This window comes from Mycolicibacterium nivoides (genome assembly GCF_003855255.1).
Lineage (GTDB): Bacteria > Actinomycetota > Actinomycetes > Mycobacteriales > Mycobacteriaceae > Mycobacterium > Mycobacterium nivoides.
Map to the genome: position 1 here is coordinate 1,159,331 of NZ_CP034072.1, position 18,211 is coordinate 1,177,541.

20 protein-coding genes are annotated in these 18,211 nt (G+C 68.4%); 15 read left to right on the plus strand and 5 right to left on the minus strand.

Annotation, left to right across the window (positions count from 1 at the left end; genetic code table 11):
- The first annotated feature begins 43 nt into the window (after nucleotides 1–43).
- The 3 genes from nadA to nadC are packed head-to-tail and all read left to right on the plus strand — an operon-like array spanning nucleotide 44 to nucleotide 3,542.
- Nucleotides 44–1,087 (plus strand): quinolinate synthase NadA, encoded by a 1,044-nt coding sequence (gene nadA / locus EH231_RS05605; protein WP_124712036.1) that lies wholly within the window; start codon nucleotides 44–46, stop codon nucleotides 1,085–1,087.
- Entirely contained in the window at nucleotides 1,084–2,685 is a 1,602-nt protein-coding gene (locus EH231_RS05610; protein ID WP_090425802.1) for an L-aspartate oxidase, read from the plus strand. The genes nadA and EH231_RS05610 overlap by 4 nt, the downstream gene beginning before the upstream one ends.
- Nucleotides 2,685–3,542: a carboxylating nicotinate-nucleotide diphosphorylase gene (nadC, locus tag EH231_RS05615; protein WP_090426288.1), complete on the plus strand. Its 858-nt coding sequence runs from the start codon at nucleotides 2,685–2,687 to the stop codon at nucleotides 3,540–3,542. Before EH231_RS05610 ends, nadC begins: the two co-directional genes overlap by 1 nt.
- Here the strand turns inward: nadC and EH231_RS05620 are convergent.
- Complete coding sequence (locus EH231_RS05620) at nucleotides 3,539–4,357, minus strand: helix-turn-helix domain-containing protein (protein ID WP_090426291.1); 819 nt, start codon at nucleotides 4,355–4,357, stop codon at nucleotides 3,539–3,541. The two genes, nadC and EH231_RS05620, sit on opposite strands and share 4 nt — an antisense overlap.
- 99 nt (nucleotides 4,358–4,456) lie before the next feature.
- On the opposite strand from EH231_RS05620, the gene EH231_RS05625 reads away from it, so the two are divergent.
- The gene (locus tag EH231_RS05625; RefSeq protein WP_124712037.1) at nucleotides 4,457–4,867 is read left to right on the plus strand and encodes an SRPBCC family protein; all 411 of its coding nucleotides are present in this window, start codon (nucleotides 4,457–4,459) and stop codon (nucleotides 4,865–4,867) included.
- Here the strand turns inward: EH231_RS05625 and rhtB are convergent.
- Together rhtB and EH231_RS05635 are read right to left on the minus strand one after the other, a co-directional pair.
- Complete coding sequence (gene rhtB / locus EH231_RS05630) at nucleotides 4,864–5,499, minus strand: homoserine/homoserine lactone efflux protein (protein WP_090425808.1); 636 nt, start codon at nucleotides 5,497–5,499, stop codon at nucleotides 4,864–4,866. The genes EH231_RS05625 and rhtB overlap by 4 nt on opposite strands.
- Nucleotides 5,500–5,520: 21 nt before the next feature.
- The gene (locus EH231_RS05635; RefSeq protein WP_090425811.1) at nucleotides 5,521–5,931 is read right to left on the minus strand and encodes a nitroreductase family deazaflavin-dependent oxidoreductase; all 411 of its coding nucleotides are present in this window, start codon (nucleotides 5,929–5,931) and stop codon (nucleotides 5,521–5,523) included.
- A gap of 104 nt (nucleotides 5,932–6,035) precedes the next feature.
- Between EH231_RS05635 and hisD the strand changes: the two genes are divergently transcribed.
- The 11 genes from hisD to EH231_RS05690 all read left to right on the plus strand — a co-directional run bounded on the left by hisD (nucleotide 6,036) and on the right by EH231_RS05690 (nucleotide 16,708).
- Entirely contained in the window at nucleotides 6,036–7,364 is a 1,329-nt protein-coding gene (gene hisD / locus EH231_RS05640) for a histidinol dehydrogenase (protein ID WP_164480784.1), read from the plus strand.
- Nucleotides 7,361–8,500: a histidinol-phosphate transaminase gene (locus tag EH231_RS05645; protein WP_124712039.1), complete on the plus strand. Its 1,140-nt coding sequence runs from the start codon at nucleotides 7,361–7,363 to the stop codon at nucleotides 8,498–8,500. The genes hisD and EH231_RS05645 overlap by 4 nt, the downstream gene beginning before the upstream one ends.
- The gene (gene hisB, locus EH231_RS05650; RefSeq protein ID WP_090425820.1) at nucleotides 8,497–9,105 is read left to right on the plus strand and encodes an imidazoleglycerol-phosphate dehydratase HisB; all 609 of its coding nucleotides are present in this window, start codon (nucleotides 8,497–8,499) and stop codon (nucleotides 9,103–9,105) included. Before EH231_RS05645 ends, hisB begins: the two co-directional genes overlap by 4 nt.
- Nucleotides 9,102–9,719 (plus strand): imidazole glycerol phosphate synthase subunit HisH, encoded by a 618-nt coding sequence (gene hisH, locus EH231_RS05655; RefSeq protein ID WP_044518435.1) that lies wholly within the window; start codon nucleotides 9,102–9,104, stop codon nucleotides 9,717–9,719. Before hisB ends, hisH begins: the two co-directional genes overlap by 4 nt.
- On the plus strand, nucleotides 9,716–10,450 hold the full coding sequence (gene priA / locus EH231_RS05660) for a bifunctional 1-(5-phosphoribosyl)-5-((5-phosphoribosylamino)methylideneamino)imidazole-4-carboxamide isomerase/phosphoribosylanthranilate isomerase PriA (protein ID WP_044518436.1): 735 nt from the start codon (nucleotides 9,716–9,718) through the stop codon (nucleotides 10,448–10,450). The genes hisH and priA overlap by 4 nt, the downstream gene beginning before the upstream one ends.
- On the plus strand, nucleotides 10,447–11,277 hold the full coding sequence (locus tag EH231_RS05665; RefSeq protein WP_090426294.1) for an inositol monophosphatase family protein: 831 nt from the start codon (nucleotides 10,447–10,449) through the stop codon (nucleotides 11,275–11,277). The genes priA and EH231_RS05665 overlap by 4 nt, the downstream gene beginning before the upstream one ends.
- A complete protein-coding gene (hisF, locus tag EH231_RS05670; RefSeq protein ID WP_124712040.1) occupies nucleotides 11,274–12,059 on the plus strand; it encodes an imidazole glycerol phosphate synthase subunit HisF in 786 nt (261 codons plus the stop codon). The genes EH231_RS05665 and hisF overlap by 4 nt, the downstream gene beginning before the upstream one ends.
- Entirely contained in the window at nucleotides 12,059–12,403 is a 345-nt protein-coding gene (gene hisI, locus EH231_RS05675) for a phosphoribosyl-AMP cyclohydrolase (protein ID WP_124712041.1), read from the plus strand. The genes hisF and hisI overlap by 1 nt, the downstream gene beginning before the upstream one ends.
- A gap of 72 nt (nucleotides 12,404–12,475) precedes the next feature.
- Nucleotides 12,476–14,035: an HNH endonuclease signature motif containing protein gene (locus EH231_RS05680; RefSeq protein ID WP_124712042.1), complete on the plus strand. Its 1,560-nt coding sequence runs from the start codon at nucleotides 12,476–12,478 to the stop codon at nucleotides 14,033–14,035.
- Between the two features lie 65 nt (nucleotides 14,036–14,100).
- Entirely contained in the window at nucleotides 14,101–15,723 is a 1,623-nt protein-coding gene (locus tag EH231_RS05685) for an N-6 DNA methylase (RefSeq protein WP_241177890.1), read from the plus strand.
- On the plus strand, nucleotides 15,713–16,708 hold the full coding sequence (locus EH231_RS05690) for a hypothetical protein (protein ID WP_124712044.1): 996 nt from the start codon (nucleotides 15,713–15,715) through the stop codon (nucleotides 16,706–16,708). Before EH231_RS05685 ends, EH231_RS05690 begins: the two co-directional genes overlap by 11 nt.
- A 6-nt stretch (nucleotides 16,709–16,714) precedes the next feature.
- Here EH231_RS05690 and EH231_RS05695 read toward each other — a convergent pair whose 3' ends face one another.
- Entirely contained in the window at nucleotides 16,715–17,512 is a 798-nt protein-coding gene (locus EH231_RS05695; protein ID WP_124712045.1) for an ABC transporter ATP-binding protein, read from the minus strand.
- Nucleotides 17,509–18,180: a FadR/GntR family transcriptional regulator gene (locus EH231_RS05700; protein ID WP_090425836.1), complete on the minus strand. Its 672-nt coding sequence runs from the start codon at nucleotides 18,178–18,180 to the stop codon at nucleotides 17,509–17,511. The genes EH231_RS05695 and EH231_RS05700 overlap by 4 nt, the downstream gene beginning before the upstream one ends.
- Nucleotides 18,181–18,211: the final 31 nt, after the last annotated feature.

Genomic DNA, 18,211 nt, shown 5'->3' on the forward strand with positions numbered 1-18,211 from the left:
TTCGATTATAAGTCGAAAACCTGACGTAGTGGAGGAGGTCGGCGTGACCGCTCTCAATGGCACCCTCTCGGGGGGCTTGGCAGATCAGATCGTCGATGGCCCCGGTGGCTATTCCGGCGTCGACGGCGACGAGAAATGGGCTGCCGAGATCCGTCGTCTGGTGGACCTGCGCGGTGCGACGCTGCTGGCGCACAACTACCAGCTGCCGGCCATCCAGGACGTCGCCGACCACGTCGGCGATTCTCTGGCGCTCTCGCGGATCGCCGCAGAGGCCCCCGAGGACACCATCGTGTTCTGCGGCGTGCACTTCATGGCCGAGACGGCCAAGATCCTCAGCCCGGACAAGACGGTGCTGATCCCGGATCAGCGGGCCGGCTGCTCGCTGGCCGATTCGATCACCGCCGACGAACTGCAGGCCTGGAAGGACGAGCACCCCGGCGCGGTCGTCGTGTCCTACGTCAACACCACCGCTGCGGTGAAGGCGCTGACCGACATCTGCTGCACCTCGTCGAATGCCGTCGAGGTGGTGGCCTCGATACCCGAGGACCGTGAGGTGCTGTTCTGCCCGGATCAGTTCCTGGGTGCGCATGTCCGGCGCGTCACCGGCCGCAAGAACCTGCACGTCTGGGCCGGCGAATGCCACGTGCACGCCGGGATCAACGGCGACGAATTGGCGGCGCAGGCCCGGTCGCACCCCGACGCCGAACTCTTCGTGCACCCCGAATGCGGGTGTGCCACCTCGGCGCTCTACCTGGCCGGCGAAGGTGCGGTTCCCGAGGATCGGGTGAAGATCCTGTCCACGGGCGGCATGCTCGACGCGGCGCGCGAGACCCGGGCGCGGCAGGTACTGGTCGCGACCGAGGTCGGCATGCTGCACCAGTTGCGCAGGGCTGCACCCGAAGTCGACTTCCTGGCCGTCAACGACCGCGCGTCGTGCACCTACATGAAGATGATCACTCCGGCCGCGCTGCTGCGCTGCCTGATCGAGGGTGCCGATGAGGTGCACGTCGATCCCGATACCGCTCGCCTGGGTCGTGCCAGCGTGCGGCGCATGATTGCGATTGGCCAGCCCGGCGGCGGCGAATGACTCCGACGGGCAGTGCCCGGGGATCAAACCGCTTCGCCTGCGGCAGTTCAACGCTGTGGCAGCAGCGCGCTGACGTCGTCGTGGTCGGCACCGGGGTCGCGGGCCTGGTGGCAGCCCTGGCCGCGCACCGCCGCGGCCGACGGGTGGTGGTGCTGAGCAAGGCCCGCGAGACCGCGACCTTCTACGCCCAGGGCGGGATTGCCGTCGTGCTGCCCGACACCGACGATTCCGTCGAGGCGCACGTCGCCGACACGGTGACCGCCGGCGGGGGCCTGTGCGACCCGGACGCGGTGCGCTCCATCGTCGCGGCAGGCTATGACGCGGTCGCCGATCTGGTGGCCGACGGCGCACAGTTCGACGAGACCGCTCCCGGGCGTTGGGCGCTGACCCGCGAGGGCGGTCACACCCGGCGCCGGATCATTCACGCCGGCGGCGATGCCACCGGGGCCGAGGTGCAGCGGGCTCTCGATTCTGCGGCCGCCACTCTCGACATCCGCCGTGACCATGTGGCGCTGGAGGTCCTGCGCGACGAGGCCACGGTGACCGGGGTACTGGTCCGCAATGAGGACGGCGTGGGCATCATCCACGCGCCGTCGGTCATTCTGGCCACCGGGGGCCTCGGCCACGTGTACGAGGCCACCACCAACCCGAGCGGCTCGACCGGTGACGGCATCGCGCTCGCGCTGTGGGCCGGCGTTCCGGTCCGTGACATCGAGTTCGTCCAGTTCCACCCGACGATGCTGTATGCCGAGAACAGCGGCGGGCGACGCCCACTCATCACCGAAGCGCTGCGCGGTGAAGGCGCTGTACTCGTTGACTCGCAAGGTAACTCGGTAACCGGCGGGGTGCACCCGATGGGGGACCTGGCCCCGCGGGACGTGGTCGCCGCAGCCATCAACGCCCGGCTGAGCGCCACCGGCGACCCGTGCGTGTACCTCGACGCCCGGGGCATCACCCGGTTCGCCGACCGGTTTCCCACGGTGGCGGCGGCGTGTGCGGCGGCCGGTGTCGACCCGACGCGCCAGCCCATCCCGGTGGTTCCGGGCGCCCACTACAGCTGTGGCGGCGTGGTCACCGACGTGCATGGCCGCACCGAACTGCCCGGGCTGTTCGCCGCGGGCGAAGTGGCCCGGACGGGGATGCACGGGGCCAACCGGTTGGCCTCCAACAGCCTTCTGGAAGGGCTGGTCGTCGGCGGCCGGGCCGGTCGGCTGGCCGCCGAACACGCCGGCGCGGCAGGCCCGGTGCGCGCACAGGCGCCGCAGGACCGCCGTCAAGACTCGGTCGACCGAGATGTCCTGCAGCACGCCATGTCTGAGCATGCCTCAGTGGTCCGCGATGCCGATGGCCTCCACCGGCTCGATGCCATTCTGGCCGGCGCGCGATCAGTGCAGCCCGCCAACCGTCAGAGCTTCGAGGACGCGGCCCTCACCGCGACGGCACAGGCGATTGCCGTCGCAGCCCTGGCCCGTACCGAAAGCCGTGGCTGCCACCATCGCGGCGATTACCCCGAAACCGACCCCGCTCAGGAGCATTCCGTGACGATTCGCGCCGTAGCCGGCCGTCCCGCCCTCGACACCGCAACGGCGGTGTGCTGATGGCACTTTCGGATCTGGAGCTGGCCGAGGCGCGTGCCACGATCGCGCGGGCGCTCGAAGAGGACCTGCGCTACGGCCCGGATATCACGACGCTCGCCACCGTGGGCGCCGACGCCATGACCACCGCCTCGGTGGTCAACCGGGAGCCGGGTGTGGCCGCGGGTGTCGACATCGCGCTGATGGTGCTCGACGAGGTGCTCGGCGCCGATGGCTACCGCGTGATCAACCGTGTCGAGGACGGTGCCCGGCTGGACGCCCGTTCGACGATCCTGACGGTCGAGGCGTCGACCCGCGGGCTGCTCACCGCCGAACGCACGCTGCTCAACCTGATGTGCCACCTGTCGGGGATCGCCACCGCGACCGCTGCCTGGGTCGATGCGGTAGCCGGCACCAACGCCAAGATCCGGGACACCCGCAAGACGCTGCCGGGCATGCGTGCGCTGCAGAAGTACGCGGTGCGCGTCGGTGGCGGCGTCAACCACCGGATGGGACTGGGCGACGCGGCCCTGATCAAGGACAACCACGTAGCCGCGGCCGGGTCGGTGCTGGCCGCTCTGAAGGCGGTCCGGGCCGAGGCGCCGGATCTGCCGTGTGAGGTCGAGGTCGATTCGCTCGAACAACTCGACGATGTGCTCTCGGCCGACGTGGAACTGGTGCTGCTGGACAACTTCCCGGTCTGGCAGACCCAGATCGCGGTTCAGCGCCGGGACACGCGCTCGCCCAAGACGCTGCTGGAATCCTCGGGCGGCCTGACGCTGGACAGCGCCGCCGATTACGCCGGCACCGGGGTCGACTACCTCGCGATCGGCGCCCTCACCCACTCGGTGCGGGCGCTCGACATCGGTCTGGACACCTAACCCGCAGCGGTGCGGCGTAATTCGCGCCGGGTCGCGGTCGGCGTCCACCCGGTGTGCGCACGCACTGTGCGGCAGAAGTGAGCCTGGTCGGCGAAGCCCAGCGTGGCCGCGACATCGGCCATCGTGGATTCACCGCGTTGCAGATGCTCGAGCGCCCAACCGACCCGGACCCGGTTGCGGTACCGCGTCACCGACACCCCGAGTTCATTGCTGAACGAGCGGCTCAGCCGGTAGGGGGAAACACCGAGAGCGGCAGCGAGGGGGAACAGGCCCCCGGCAGCGTCATCGGCCTGCCTGATCGCATCGCGCGCCTGGGCCACCAAACGCCGCTCGGAATGCCGGGCGGGTGATCCGGCCGGTATCGGTCGTTGCGCCGCGGAACGCAGCGCCGTACCGACCAGCCGCACCAGACCCTCGGCCAGCTGGTAATCGGGATCAGCGTGGCCGGCGGCGAGTAGCCGCCTGTGCGCCAGTTCGAGACGGGCGTCCACGTACACGGCGGCAGGCCCGAGCCGTTTCGGCTCGCCGGCGAGGTGCCACCAGTTCTCGGCGGTGAGTTGCAACGACGTACAGGCATCTCCGCCGTGCGGATGGGCGAAATGTTCGGGCTCCCCGGGCGCACCGAGGTAGCCGAGCGTCGCATCGTGCTCCACCGCGCCGCCGGATCCGCGACGGTGAAAGCTCCCCGAGCGCACCAGGACGAACCGCCCGTCGACCGGACGTTCGGGCTCGGACCAGTCGGCGTGCTCCCCGGTGCAGCTCCAGGTGGCGATGCTGAAATCCGGCCGGGAAGCCAGCGTCTGTGCGGTCAACACCTTCTGCACGTTAGCGGCCGGGACCGACAGTCCGGGCCGGCGCCGACAGCCCGCAAGAATGTTCAAGACACCAGGTCAACGCCCGGCCAGACTGGTGCCATGGCATCGATCCAGATCGAGTTCGACGTGGAAGCCGACAGTTCCCCGGTGTGGCAGGTGATCGGCGATTGGGCAGATGGCCCGGTGCGGATGGCGCCGGGCTTCGTGGCGTCCTGCGATGCGGACGGCGACGTTCGCGTCGTGACGTTCGCAGACGGATTCGTCGCCCGCGAGCGTCTGGTCAGCCGCGACGACCAGGCCCGCCGGATCGCCTACTCGCTGATCGGCGACACAGCCCGGCCCGAGCACGACAATGCGGTGATGCAGGTGGTGGCGGAGGGACCGAACCGCTGCCGCTTCCTGTGGTCTCGCGATGTGCTGCCGCACGATGCCGCCGGCGCCTTGCGGGCGGCGATGGAGCGGGCAGCGCCGATCATCAAGGGCGCGCTGGAGGGCCGGACAGGCGGCTAGGCCGTCGCGCCGCGACGCACCAGCGAGAGCACCACGGCGGCGGTCGCGAACAGCCCGGAGAACACCCGGCCGAGGATGGTCTGCTGCCGCGGCGTCTGCAGCCAGTTGAGCAACCGCGCCGCCAGCCCGGTGTAGAGGCTCATCACGACCACGTCGACGGCGACCATCGTCGCCCCGATCGCCAGATATTGCGGCAGCAACGGCGCGGTCGGCACTACGAACTGCGGCAGCACCGCGACCAGGAACACCAACCCTTTCGGATTGGTGGTGTTCACCAGGAATCCGCGCATCACCAAGGCCAACCGGCCCCGCTCGCCCTCGCCGCCCATCCGGGCGCGCAGATCCTGCGAGGCGCTACGCCACTGCTGGATCGCCAGGTAGATCAGATAGGCCACACCGATCCACTTGACGATGTGGAAGGCCAGCATCGACTTGGCGACGACGGCGCCCAGGCCGGCGGCGACCAACACCAGTTGTGCAAGCAGCCCGAGCTGGAGTCCGAGCACGCTCCATGACCCACGGCGTACGCCATGAGTCAGGCCGGTCGCCATCGACTGGATCGCCCCGGCTCCCGGGGACAGGCTGATAGCGATCGAAGCGCCGAGAAACGCGAGCCAGATCTGCCAGGTCATGTATGCAGTCTGGCGACCCTGTCAAACGATATCTGCGACGAAGACGCCCATCCGGCGGGCCGCATTCCGGGGGATTCGGGGGAGCGTCGGATCGTCAGTGCCCGCCGGCAGGACGCGCGGATTGGTGATCTTGATGTCGCCACGGAACACGTGCACGTCGGCCCCGCCCGCGGCGATCACGTTCTTCACCCAGTTGGTCTTGCCGTGCATGAGTGTCACAGCGAAGACATTGCCCTTGCGGTAGCTGGTGACGATCGTCTCGTACGGCGTACCGGAGGTGCGGCCCCGGTGCTTGATCACGGTGAACCCCGGCAGGCGCTTGGAAAATGGTTTCACCAGCGGGTTGATGTATTTGATCTGGAACCGCTCCAGGGCGGGCGGCATGAGCATCGGTACGCCGGGGGCGTTGTTCGGGTGGTCTTTCGCGGACATCTGGGGCTCCGTTCGGCAGTCTGAAACCACCCTACGGCGCGTCGGGCCGGCGGCAGTGGGCGACGGATTTTTATCAACTGGACTGATCAGGGACAATCGAACCGATGGCCGAGTTTGAGATGTCCCGTATCGACCTGCGTAACCGTGTGCTGAACGCCGCGCAGTTGCGATCCGCGCTGCCCCGCGGCGGAGTCGATGTGGACGCAGTGGTGCCCAAGGTCCGCCCGATCGTGGAGGCGGTCGCCGAGCACGGCGCGACGGCCGCGCTGGACTATGGCCATACCTTCGACGGCATCCGCCCCGACACCGTGCGGGTGCCCGCGGCCCGGCTGGCTGCCGCGCTTGCCGAGCTCGACCCTGACGTACGCGCCGCACTGCAGGTCGCGATCGACCGGGCGCGCGCGGTGCACGCCGATCAGCGCCGCACCGACACCACCACCACGCTGGCCCCCGGTGCCACCGTCACCGAACGTTGGGTGCCGGTGGAACGCGTCGGGCTGTACGTGCCCGGCGGTAACGCGGTGTACCCGTCGAGCGTCGTGATGAACGTGGTCCCCGCGCAGACCGCCGGTGTCGATTCGCTGGTGATCGCCAGCCCGCCGCAGGCGGAATTCGACGGCCTGCCGCACCCGACCATCCTGGCCGCCGCCGCGCTGCTCGGCGTCGACGAGGTATGGGCCGTCGGTGGTGCGCAGGCGGTGGCGCTGCTGGCCTATGGCGGCACCGATACCGACGGTGCCGAGCTGGCCCCCGTCGACATGATCACCGGTCCCGGGAACATCTACGTGACCGCCGCCAAGCGGATCTGCCGCTCGCAGGTCGGCATCGACGCCGAGGCGGGCCCGACGGAGATCGCGATCCTGGCCGACGGCACCGCCGACCCGGTGCACGTCGCTGCGGATCTGATCAGCCAGGCCGAGCACGACGAGATGGCGGCCAGCGTGCTGGTCACCGACAGTGAGGCATTGGCCGCGGCCACCGATCGCGAGCTCACCCGCCAGCTGGCGACCACGGTGCACGTCGACCGTGTGCGGGTGGCGCTCTCGGGCAAGCAGTCCGCGATCGTGCTCGTCGACGATATCGAGGCCGGGGTGCGGGTGGTGAACGCCTACGCCGCCGAGCACTTGGAGATCCAGACCAAGGACGCGCCCGGCGTGGCCGGCCGGATTCGTTCCGCGGGCGCCATTTTCGTGGGTGCCTGGTCTCCGGTCAGCCTGGGTGACTACTGCGCAGGCTCCAACCACGTGCTGCCGACCGCGGGCTGTGCTCGGCATTCCAGCGGCCTGTCCGTGCAGACCTTCCTGCGCGGCATCCACGTCGTCGAGTACGACGAGGCCGCACTCAAAGACGTTTCCGGACATGTGATCACGTTGTCCAAGGCGGAGAACCTGCCCTCGCACGGCGAGGCGGTACGACGGAGGTTCGAGCGGTGAGCGCACGGGATGTGACGCTGGCCGATCTGCCGCTGCGCGAGAACCTGCGCGGGAAATCGCCTTACGGGGCACCGCAATTGGTGGTTCCGGTACGGCTCAACACGAACGAGAACCCGCATCCGCCGACGCAGGCCCTGATCGACGACGTCGCCGCATCGGTCCGAGAGGCAGCCGCCGAGCTGCACCGCTATCCCGATCGTGACGCGGTGGCGTTACGCACTGATCTGGCGGCGTATCTCACCGCGGCCACCGGTGTGCAGCTCACCGTCGACAACCTCTGGGCGGCAAACGGTTCCAATGAGATCCTGCAACAGCTGCTGCAGGCCTTCGGCGGGCCGGGACGCACCGCGATCGGGTTCGTGCCGTCGTACTCGATGCACCCGATCATCTCTGACGGCACCCAGACCGAGTGGCTGCAGGCGGCCCGCGCGGCAGACTTCGGGCTGGACGTCGACGCCGCCGTCGCCGCGGTCGAGGAGCGCACACCCGACGTGGTGTTCGTGGCGAGCCCCAACAACCCGTCGGGCCAGAGTGTCTCGATCGAGGACCTGCGCCGTCTGCTGCAAGCGATGCCGGGTGGGATCCTGATCGTCGACGAGGCCTACGGCGAGTTCTCGTCGCAGCCCAGCGCGGTCACCTTGATCGACGAGTTCCCGGCCAAGCTGATCGTCACCCGCACGATGAGCAAGGCGTTCGCGTTCGCCGGTGGACGGCTCGGCTATCTGGCCGCGGCGCCCGCGGTGATCGACGCGCTGCTGCTGGTCCGTCTGCCGTATCACCTGTCCGTGCTCACCCAGGCCGCCGCGTGCGCGGCGTTGCGTCACGCCGACGACACCCTGGGCAGTGTCGCGATCCTGGCCGCCGAGCGTGACCGGGTGAGTGCGGAACTGCATCGCCTCGGCTACCGCGTGATCCCCAGTGATGCCAACTTCGTGCTCTTCGGCGAGTTCGCCGATGCCCCCGCGACGTGGCAACGCTACCTGGACAAGGGGATCCTCATCCGCGATGTCGGCATCCCCGGATTCCTGCGCACCACAATCGGTCTGGCTGAGGAGAACGACGCGTTCCTGGCCGCCAGCGCCGAACTGTCCGCCACCGAACTTCAGCCAGCCAACAGCCCGGTAGGAGCATCGTGACCCGTCGCGCGAAGGTCGAACGCAAGACCAGGGAATCCGACATCGTCGTCGAGATCGACCTCGACGGCACCGGCGTCGTCGACATCGACACCGGTGTGCCGTTCTTCGACCACATGCTGACCTCGCTGGGCACCCACGCCAGCTTCGATCTCACGGTGCACGCCAAGGGCGACATCGAGATCGAGGGGCACCACACGATCGAGGACACCGCGATCGTGCTAGGCCAGGCACTCGGCCAGGCTCTCGGCGACAAGAAGGGCATCCGCCGGTTCGGCGACGCGTTCATCCCGATGGACGAGACTCTCGCGCACGCCGCGGTCGACGTGTCCGGCCGGCCGTACTTCGTGCACACCGGCGAACCGGAGTTCATGGTGGAATTCACCATCGCCGGATCGCAGGCGCCGTACCACACCGTGATCAACCGGCACGTGTTCGAATCACTGGCGTTCAACGCCCGCATCGCATTGCACGTACGCACGCTCTACGGTCGCGACCCGCACCACATCACCGAGGCGCAGTACAAGGCCGTGGCCCGCGCGTTGCGCCAGGCCGTCGAGTACGACGCCCGGGTGACCGGCGTTCCGTCGACCAAAGGCACTCTGTGACCAAGAAAGTCATCGTTCTCGACTACGGATCGGGCAATCTGCGGTCGGCTCAGCGTGCGCTGGAGCGGGTCGGTGCCGACGTCGAGGTCACGGCCGATCCGGGCGCCGCCGCGGCAGCCGACGGACTGGTGGTGCCCGGTGTCGGTGCGTTCGAGGCGTGCATGACCGGACTCCGGGCGATCGGCGGCGAGAAGATCATCGCCGACCGCCTGCAGCACGGTCGTCCGGTGCTCGGGGTCTGCGTCGGCATGCAGATCCTGTTCGCCCGCGGGGTGGAATTCGGGACGGAGTCCACCGGTTGTGGGCAGTGGCCCGGCTCGGTGACCCGACTGGACGCCCCGGTGATTCCGCACATGGGGTGGAACGTCGTCGACGCGGCCGCCGGTAGCACCCTGTTCAAGGGGCTCGACGCCGCCACGCGTTTCTATTTCGTGCATTCGTACGCAGCCCAGGAGTGGTCCGGTAATCCGGACGCACTGGTCACCTGGGCGACGCATCATGTGCCCTTCATTGCCGCCGTCGAAGACGGCGCGTTGTCGGCCACGCAATTTCATCCGGAGAAGAGTGGCGACGCCGGTGCGACGCTTCTCGCGAATTGGGTTGAGGGACTGTGAGTTTGATTCTGTTGCCGGCTGTCGATGTGGTGGACGGCAAGGCGGTGCGGCTTGTCCAGGGCAAGGCAGGCAGTGAGACCGATTACGGTTCGGCGCTGGAAGCCGCGCAGGCATGGCAGCGTGACGGTGCCGAGTGGATCCACCTGGTGGACCTGGACGCCGCCTTCGGGCGCGGCAGCAACCGCGAGCTGCTGGCCGATCTGGTCGGCAAGCTCGACGTAAAAGTCGAATTGTCCGGCGGGATCCGGGATGACGATTCGCTGAAGGCCGCCATGGACACCGGTTGTGCGCGGGTGAACATCGGCACCGCGGCGCTGGAGAGCCCCGAGTGGTGCCGCCGCGCCATCGCCGAATACGGCGACCGGGTGGCAGTCGGGCTGGACGTGCAGTTCGAGAACGACAGCTGGCGGCTCCGCGGCCGCGGCTGGGAAACCGACGGCGGCGACCTCTGGGAGGTCCTGGATCGCCTTGACCGCGAAGGGTGTTCGCGCTACGTCGTCACCGACGTCACCAAGGACGGCACCTTGACCGGTCCGAACCTGGAACTGCTCGCCGCGGTCGCCGACCGCACCGACGCCCCGGTGATCGCCTCGGGCGGGGTGTCCAGCCTCGATGACCTCCGGGCGATCGCCACCCTGACCGGCCACGGTGTCGAAGGCGCGATCGTCGGGAAGGCGCTCTACGCCGAACGATTCACTCTGCCGCAGGCACTGGCCGCGGTCAGCGGATAAGCGAGGTGGGTGACCTGGATCCGTCGAAGTTGGCCGCACTGGTAGCTGCGGCGACCGAGATCCTCGACGCGGCGTCGGTGCCGTTCATCGCCGGGCACCGCGCGGATTCCGCGGTCACCAAGCAGGGCAACGACTTTGCCACCGAGGTCGATCTCGCGATCGAACGGCAGGTGGTGCGGGCGCTGACAGAGGCGACCGGGATCGGGGTCCACGGCGAGGAATTCGGCGGTGAGCCGATCGACTCTCCGCTGGTGTGGGTGCTCGACCCGATCGACGGCACGTTCAACTACGCGGCGGGCTCGCCGATGGCGGCCATTCTGCTCGGGCTGCTGGCCGATGGTGAGCCGGTCGCCGGCCTGACCTGGCTGCCGTTCACCGGACAGCGGTATTCGGCGCTGGCCGGAGGTCCGGTGCGGGACAACGGCACCGCGCTGCCACCACTGGGGTCACCGACCCTGACCGACTCGATCGTCGGCATCCAGACCTTCAACATCGATTCCCGCGGCCGGTTCCCCGGCCGCTACCGGGTCGAGGTGCTGTCCAACCTGAGCCGCGTGTGCTCGCGCGTGCGGATGCACGGCGCCACAGGGGTGGACCTGGCCTACGTGGCCGCCGGGATCCTGGGCGGGGCCATCAGTTTCGGGCACCACATCTGGGACCATGCCGCCGGCGTCGCGCTGGTCCGGGCTGCCGGGGGCATCGTGACGGATTTGGCCGGCGATCCGTGGACGGCCGAGTCGAAGTCGGCGCTGGCCGCCGCGCCCGGCGTGCACGAGCGCATGCTGGAAATCGTGAAATCCGCTGGCAATCCGGAGGACTACCTGTGAGCACCATCAGTGATGTGGCAACGAGGGTCATCCCGTGCCTCGATGTCGATGCCGGCCGGGTGGTCAAGGGCGTCAACTTCGAGAACCTGCGGGACGCGGGCGATCCTGTCGAACTCGCCGCCGCCTACGACGCCGAGGGCGCCGACGAGTTGACCTTCCTCGACGTGACCGCCTCCTCGTCGGGCCGGGCCACCATGCTCGAGGTGGTCAAGCGCACCGCCGAGCAGGTGTTCATCCCGCTGACCGTCGGTGGCGGCGTGCGCGCGGTCGAGGATGTCGACGTGCTGCTTCGTGCCGGCGCCGACAAGGTTTCGGTCAACACCGCCGCGATCGCGCGGCCCGAACTGCTGGCCGAGATGGCCCGCCAGTTCGGTTCGCAGTGCATCGTGCTCAGCGTGGATGCCCGCACCGTGCCGGCCGGCGAGCAGCCCACCGCTTCGGGGTGGGAAGTGACCACCCACGGTGGACGCCGCGGCACCGGAATCGACGCGATCGAGTGGGCCGCCCGGGGCGCCGAACTCGGGGTGGGCGAGATCCTGCTCAACTCGATGGACCGTGACGGCACCAAGGCCGGTTTCGACCTGCCGATGCTGCGCGCGGTCCGCGCCGCGGTGCATGTCCCGGTGATCGCCAGCGGTGGCGCCGGTGCGGTGGCCGATTTCGCTCCTGCCGTGCAGGCGGGCGCGGATGCGGTGCTGGCCGCCAGCGTCTTCCACTTCGGGGAGATGACCATCGGCCAGGTGAAGGCCGCGATGGCGGCCGAAGGAATCGTGGTGCGGTAATGGCTCTCGATCCCGATATCGCCAAGCGCCTCAAGCGCAACGCCGACGGGCTGTTCAGCGCCGTGGCACAGGAGCGGGGAACCGGTCAGGTGCTGATGGTCGCCTGGATGGACGACGACGCGCTGGCCCGCACTCTGGAAACCCGTGAAGCCACGTACTTTTCGCGCTCGCGCGGAGAGCAGTGGGTCAAGGGCCTGACGTCGGGGCACACGCAATACGTGCACTCGGTCCGCCTGGACTGCGACGGGGACACCGTGTTGCTGGAGGTCGACCAGATCGGCGCCGCCTGCCATACCGGGGCTCACACCTGCTTCGACGCGGACGTGCTGCTGTCCGACGGCTGACTGGTGTCCAATCCCGATTTCGGTTGATCAGGACCCTTGCCGAGGCGGCTTTTTAGGTAGATAATCGAACACATGTTCGAGTCCGACGCATCGTGGGAGCTGGTGCTCTGCATCAGCGACTCAGTGTCGGAAGAAGCCATGTTGATGGCATCGCGGATGGCGATCGTCGGTGAGCTGCTCAACCGGCGCATAGCTGAAGTCGAGATTGAGGATGACGATCCCGGGCACATGTTGCTGACCGGGTTTGCCCGCACCGTCGCCGAAGTCGGTGCGGCGATGCACCTGTCGCCGTCGGCGGCATCGCAGGTCGTGTCGCAGGCGGAATCACTGACGAACCGATTGCCACGGGTGGCGCACGTGTTGCGACGCGGCGAGATCGATTGGGAGTCGGTGGCGGTGATCATCGCTCACACCGAGTTGGTCGTCACCCAGTCGATCCTGGCTCGGTTGGATGCGACGTTGGCCGAGCGGATCGCCGGGTGGACGTCGTGGTCACGCAAGCGGGTGTCCAACGCCGTCGACGCTCTGGTGCGCGAACTTGATCCTGACGCGATCGCTGAGCGGGAGCGAGCCGAGCGTGGCCGGTATGTACGGGTGACGCCGGCGGGCGACGGTACGGTGCGGTTGGCGGGAGTGCTGACCGCGCGGGCTGGCGCGATTTTCGATCAGCGGGTCACCGAAGTTGCGAACGGGGTGTGTGCACAGGATCCCCGCACGCTTGCCCAGCGCCGGTCGGATGCGGTCGAGGCGCTGGCCGAAGGTCTGCCATTGCGGTGCCTTTGTGGTCGGGATGAGTGCCCGCAGGCCCAGGCGACTGAACCGAGCCCGGTGCGGGTCGTGCTCAATGTGATCGCCCCGCAATCGGCACTGCTCGGCGGGCGGGGGCCGGCCTACATAGCGGGACACGGTGTAATCGACGCGGAGAAATTGCGCGAGCTGGCGCAGCAGGCCACGCTGCGGATCCTGCAGGCCCCCGATGTGCCCACCGATGACGCATTGCGATACCACCCGTCAGCTGCGTTGGCGCGCTGGATCCGCTGCCGTGACATCACGTGCCGGTTTCCTGGATGCGACCGGCCCGCCGAGCAATGCGACATCGATCACACCGTCCCGTTCGATCATCGCCGCCCCGAGAACGGGGGTTTGACAGTGCCGTGGAATTTGAAATGTCTTTGCCGTCAACATCATCGCTTGAAAACTTTCCATGACGGATGGCGAGATCAACAGCTTGCCGACGGGACGGTGATCTGGACGGCGCCGACCGGACGGACCTACCGGACCTGCCCCGGCGCGACCGAAGTGTTTGCACCGGAGGTCCGGTCGCGGCGTTGCCCACATCGGGCCATGCCAACCTCCCGGGCGGCGCGGGTCGCGCAGCGCCGTGCCAAGAACAAGCGGCTACGGCCCATCAATGCTGAGGCCCGGCGCGTCAGGGCGGCTCGCGCCAAAGAAATCCGACGGCGCACCGAACGCAACCGGATGCGCGCCACCCTAACCCTCTTCAAAGGGACTCGCCCCAGCACCAGCCCGTTTTGCGCCTGGATCAACGATCCGTATGAACCCGAAGATCTTCCGCGCGACTGGCAACCCCCGCCGCCGACAGACCCAGGCCCTGACGAACCCCCGTTCTGAGCGGGGCCACGTCTGCGCGCGTTGCGGTGTCCGAACTTGTCGGTGTCATCGGCAACAATGACGGGGTGACCGACACCGCCGCGACCCGCAAAGCGCGCGGTGCGTTCTTCACCCCACCGGAGATCACGCGTTACCTGACCCGCTGGGCGATCCGATCCGCTGACGATGCGGTCTTCGAGCCCGCGGCCGGGGAGGCGGCTTTCGTGGTCGAGGCGGTTACCCGGCTGGTCGAATTGGGTACTGACCGGCCGAGGGTCGACGGGGTGGAACTTCACGCGGCGAGTGCGGCCACTGCCCGCAAGCGCGTCGCCGCCGCCGGCGGCGCGGCCCGCATCCGGACCGCCGACTTCTTCACTATTGAGCCGCGAGCCGAGTACACCGCGGTGATCGGTAACCCGCCCTACATCCGCTACCAGGAGTTCCGGGGTGCCACCCGGGCACAGTCGCGCCGGGCCGCGCTCAAGGCCGGGGTCACGCTGTCGGGGCTGGCATCGAGTTGGGCGGCGTTCACCGTGCACGCTGCGTTGTTCCTGCGGCCGGGGGGCCGCCTGGCGTTGGTACTGCCCGCCGAGCTGCTGAGCGTGAACTACGCGGCTGCGGTGAGGAAGTTCTTGTTCGACCGGTTCGCCAGCGTCGAGCTGGTGATGTTCGACGAGCAGGTGTTCCCCGAGGCGGAAGCGGACGTGGTGCTTCTGCTGGCCGACGGCTATGGGGGCGGCCCAACCAGTCACGCTGTCATCCACCGCGCCCGCAATGCGTCCTCACTGACATCTGAACTCGCGCAACGGCGTTGGTCGCCGCGCGATCCTGCGGACAAATGGGTCAGCGGCCTGATCGGTAACGCGCCGGTGGATGCGATCCACGGTCTGCATGACGCCGGGCACTTCTCCATGCTGGAGACCTGGGGTGACACCACGCTGGGCATGGTGACCGGCAACAACAGCTTTTTCGCGCTGTCCCCGGACCGTGTGCGTGAACTCGGGCTACGGCGCACCGACCTGTTGCCGTTGTCGCCGCCCGGGAGCGCCCACCTGCGCGGTCTGACCCTGTCCGCCGAGCAGTTGGCCAAGCTGGGGGAGGACGGGCGGTCGATCCACTTGTTCCGTCCGACCGGGACGCCATCGGCCACCGCCCAGCGCTACATCGACGCCGGTCACGCCGCCGGGGTGCATCTGGCCTACAAGTGCCGGGTGCGCCGGCCCTGGTACCTGGTGCCCCTGGTGAATCCGGCTGACCTGCTGCTGACCTGTATGAACGCCGACACACCCCGGTTGGTCACCAACCGGGCCAAGGCGCATCACCTCAACTCGGTGCACGGGGTGTACCTGCGCGACGCGGTGCGGACGCTGGGCCGCGACCTGCTCGGGCTGGCCGCGCTGAACTCGGTGACGGTGCTGCACGCCGAGATCGTCGGTCGCTCCTACGGCGGCGGCATCCTGAAGATCGAACCCCGCGAGGCAGACCGGTGGCTGGTCCCTTCACCGGATCTGGTGGCGGCCCGCGCCGACGAGCTGCGGGCGGTCCGCCGGCGGATCGGATCGCTGCTGGATCGGGGCCGGCTGCTCGAGGCGACCCGCATCGTCGATGATGCGTTGGGGCTGGAGACCAGAATCGCCCTGGAACCCGTTCGGACCGCGCGCGATTCATTGGCGACGCGCCGGACGGTAAGGTCTCGGCGTGCCCGCTGAACCGTCGACCAAGGCCACCGCGTGGGCCATCTTCGACCGAATCGTGGCCGACGCGGCACCGGAAGGCGTGCACACCAACCCCTGGGTGCGGGTGGCCGGCGAGCTGAGCTTCGTTCCTGATTTCCGAGTGCTGCGCAAACTCCTCGGGGTGCCGTTGTTCCTCGATGCGCCGTCGACCACCGGGGTTCCGGCGCTGGCTCTCGACGTGTGGTTGGCCTACGAGCTGCGGCGCGCCGGTTTCGATCCGGATGCGGTGTGGCCCAGGGCGACAGATCCACGGATCATGCCCAGTGCCATCGCCAGCCTGCTTGAGGCGCTGCCGCAAAAAGAACGGCACCTCATCGAGCAACGGCTGAAGCGGTCGATGAAAGGCGTCGCCGCGTCGAGCGCCAGCGTGCTGGGCAAGCACTACATGAAACAGGTCGACGTGGTGATGTCGGACTGGGACACCGGTCCGGAATTGCTGATCAGCACCAAACGGATGGATTCCAGCTTCGGCAAGAACGCCGCCAACCGCGTCGAGGAGAGCTACGGCGACGCCAAGAATCTGCGGCTGCGCCACCCGTTGTCGGCGCTCGGATTCGTCTACGGCTTGCGCTCGACGATCCTGAGCACCGAACCGGACAAGGCCGAGTGGCTCATCGACCTGCTGGGCAAGCTCGGTACCGAGGATGACGCCTATCACGCTGTGGCACTGGTGATGATCGACTACGACTCCGAGGTCGCCGAGTCCGCGGACGAGGAAGTTGACAGCATCGAAAAGGCCGAGCCGGACGCGCTGTTCGAGATCGTCGATGTCGCCACGGCAGCGGTCGACGAGGCACTGGCGGCCCTGCCCGACATCGCGATCCGGCACGACACGGTGCCGCCCGAGCTGCAGCCCTCGCGGTTTCTGGCGACCATGGTCAACCGCGTCATCGACACCACACCGGTGACCCGGCACCGTGAGGCGCGCCGGCGGCGCAATGCCGCCGCCAACGGCTGAAGCCCGCTAGAGCACCCTCGAGCTGGCCTTGGCTCGCGCGGTCCATCTGCCGTCCTGGAACCCGACCACCACGGGATGGGCGAAGGCCTCGCTGACGTGATCGGTGTTGACGACGTCGTGGGCCGGGCCGCTGGCCACAGTGCGGCCCTGCGAGATCAGCAGGGCGTGCGTGGTGCTGGTGGGCAGTTCCTCGAGGTGGTGGGTGACCAGGATCGAGGCCATGTCGGGATGTGAGTCATCCAGGGTGTCAAGGGTTTCCAACAGCTGCTCGCGGGCTGCCACGTCCAGGCCGGTGGTCGGTTCGTCCAGCAGCAACAGCCGCGGGTCAGCGATCAGCGCTCGCGCGATCAAAGTGCGACCGCGCTCGCCCTGGGACAACGTCGGCCAGATCGCGTCGGCGCGGGCCGACAGCCCCACGGTGTCGATGAGCTCCTCGGCCCGGCGCACCTGCTCGGCGGTGGGGCTCCAGTGTGCTGCGATGTCTATGGTGGCGGTGATGCCGGTGAGCACCACCTCACGCACGGTCAGCGGGTACTGCAGGCGATGCCGGGGATTGACGTGACCGATGGAGCGGCGCAGCACCGCCAGGTCGGTGCGGCCCATCTGGCCGCCGAGCACGTGCACGGTCCCCGACGTCGGAAACGTCACGGCCGCACAGAAACCGAGCAGTGTGCTCTTGCCGGCGCCATTGGGTCCCAAGAGTGCCCAGTGCTCACCGGACTGCACGGTCAGTGAGATGCCATCGATGATCTGCTTGCCGTCACGGCGAAAGGTCACATCAGCGATGTCGAGGACCGGGGTCATGCAAAATTCTCCTTCAACGAGCTCAAATGGGTTCTGCTGGCGGCTGCGGCGGCCTCGGGATCGCGGGCGACGATCGCGTCGGCCAACTGCTGGTGCAGGTCGTGATCGCAGGGTTCGGACGCGATCGGGCGGATCTTGAGCATGTCGATCATCGCCAGCCGCAGCCGGGGGAGGAACGCGTCGAACAACTGGATCAGCACCTCGTTGTGGGCCGCGGCGATCACCGTGCGGTGGAACGCCATGTCCGCGTCGACGTGATCGGGTACCGACTGTCCCACCACACCACGGGCGGCCAGGGTCCGACGGATCGCCCGCAGGTCGGCGGGGGTGCGCCGGGCGGCGGCCAGCGCGGCGGCCTCGGCTTCGATGGCGATACGTGCCTCGATCACCGACACGATGGTGGCGCGGCGCAGCACGGTGTCCCAGTCTTCGGCGGCGTCGAGTGCGGTCACGAAAACCCCGGCGCCCTGGCGGCTCTCCAGCACGCCCTTGCCGGACAGTTCGCGGATCGCTTCGCGCAGGGTGGAGCGGCCGACACCGAGCTGCGCGGCCAGTGTGGTCTCGCCGGGAAGTCGATGGCCCAGCGGCCATTCACCCTGACGGATGCGCGTCAGGAGAAGCTGGGCGGTCTGGGCCGCCAGCGGGTGACGCTGAACTTGGGACGTCATCACAACCTGTCTACTTGTCTGAGGAGTTGTG

Bases quoted from the DNA above. Each gene is read 5' to 3' on its own strand.
- hisI (WP_124712041.1), top strand. From the start codon at position 12,059: ATGGCTCTCGATCCCGATATCGCCAAGCGCCTCAAGCGCAACGCCGAC.
- nadC (WP_090426288.1), top strand. From the start codon at position 2,685: ATGGCACTTTCGGATCTGGAGCTGGCCGAGGCGCGTGCCACGATCGCG.
- EH231_RS05610 (WP_090425802.1), top strand. From the start codon at position 1,084: ATGACTCCGACGGGCAGTGCCCGGGGATCAAACCGCTTCGCCTGCGGC.
- EH231_RS05680 (WP_124712042.1), top strand. From the start codon at position 12,476: ATGTTCGAGTCCGACGCATCGTGGGAGCTGGTGCTCTGCATCAGCGAC.
- hisD (WP_164480784.1), top strand. From the start codon at position 6,036: ATGGCCGAGTTTGAGATGTCCCGTATCGACCTGCGTAACCGTGTGCTG.
- EH231_RS05700 (WP_090425836.1), bottom strand. From the start codon at position 18,180: ATGACGTCCCAAGTTCAGCGTCACCCGCTGGCGGCCCAGACCGCCCAG.
- EH231_RS05695 (WP_124712045.1), bottom strand. From the start codon at position 17,512: ATGACCCCGGTCCTCGACATCGCTGATGTGACCTTTCGCCGTGACGGC.
- rhtB (WP_090425808.1), bottom strand. From the start codon at position 5,499: ATGACCTGGCAGATCTGGCTCGCGTTTCTCGGCGCTTCGATCGCTATC.
- EH231_RS05635 (WP_090425811.1), bottom strand. From the start codon at position 5,931: ATGTCCGCGAAAGACCACCCGAACAACGCCCCCGGCGTACCGATGCTC.
- EH231_RS05625 (WP_124712037.1), top strand. From the start codon at position 4,457: ATGGCATCGATCCAGATCGAGTTCGACGTGGAAGCCGACAGTTCCCCG.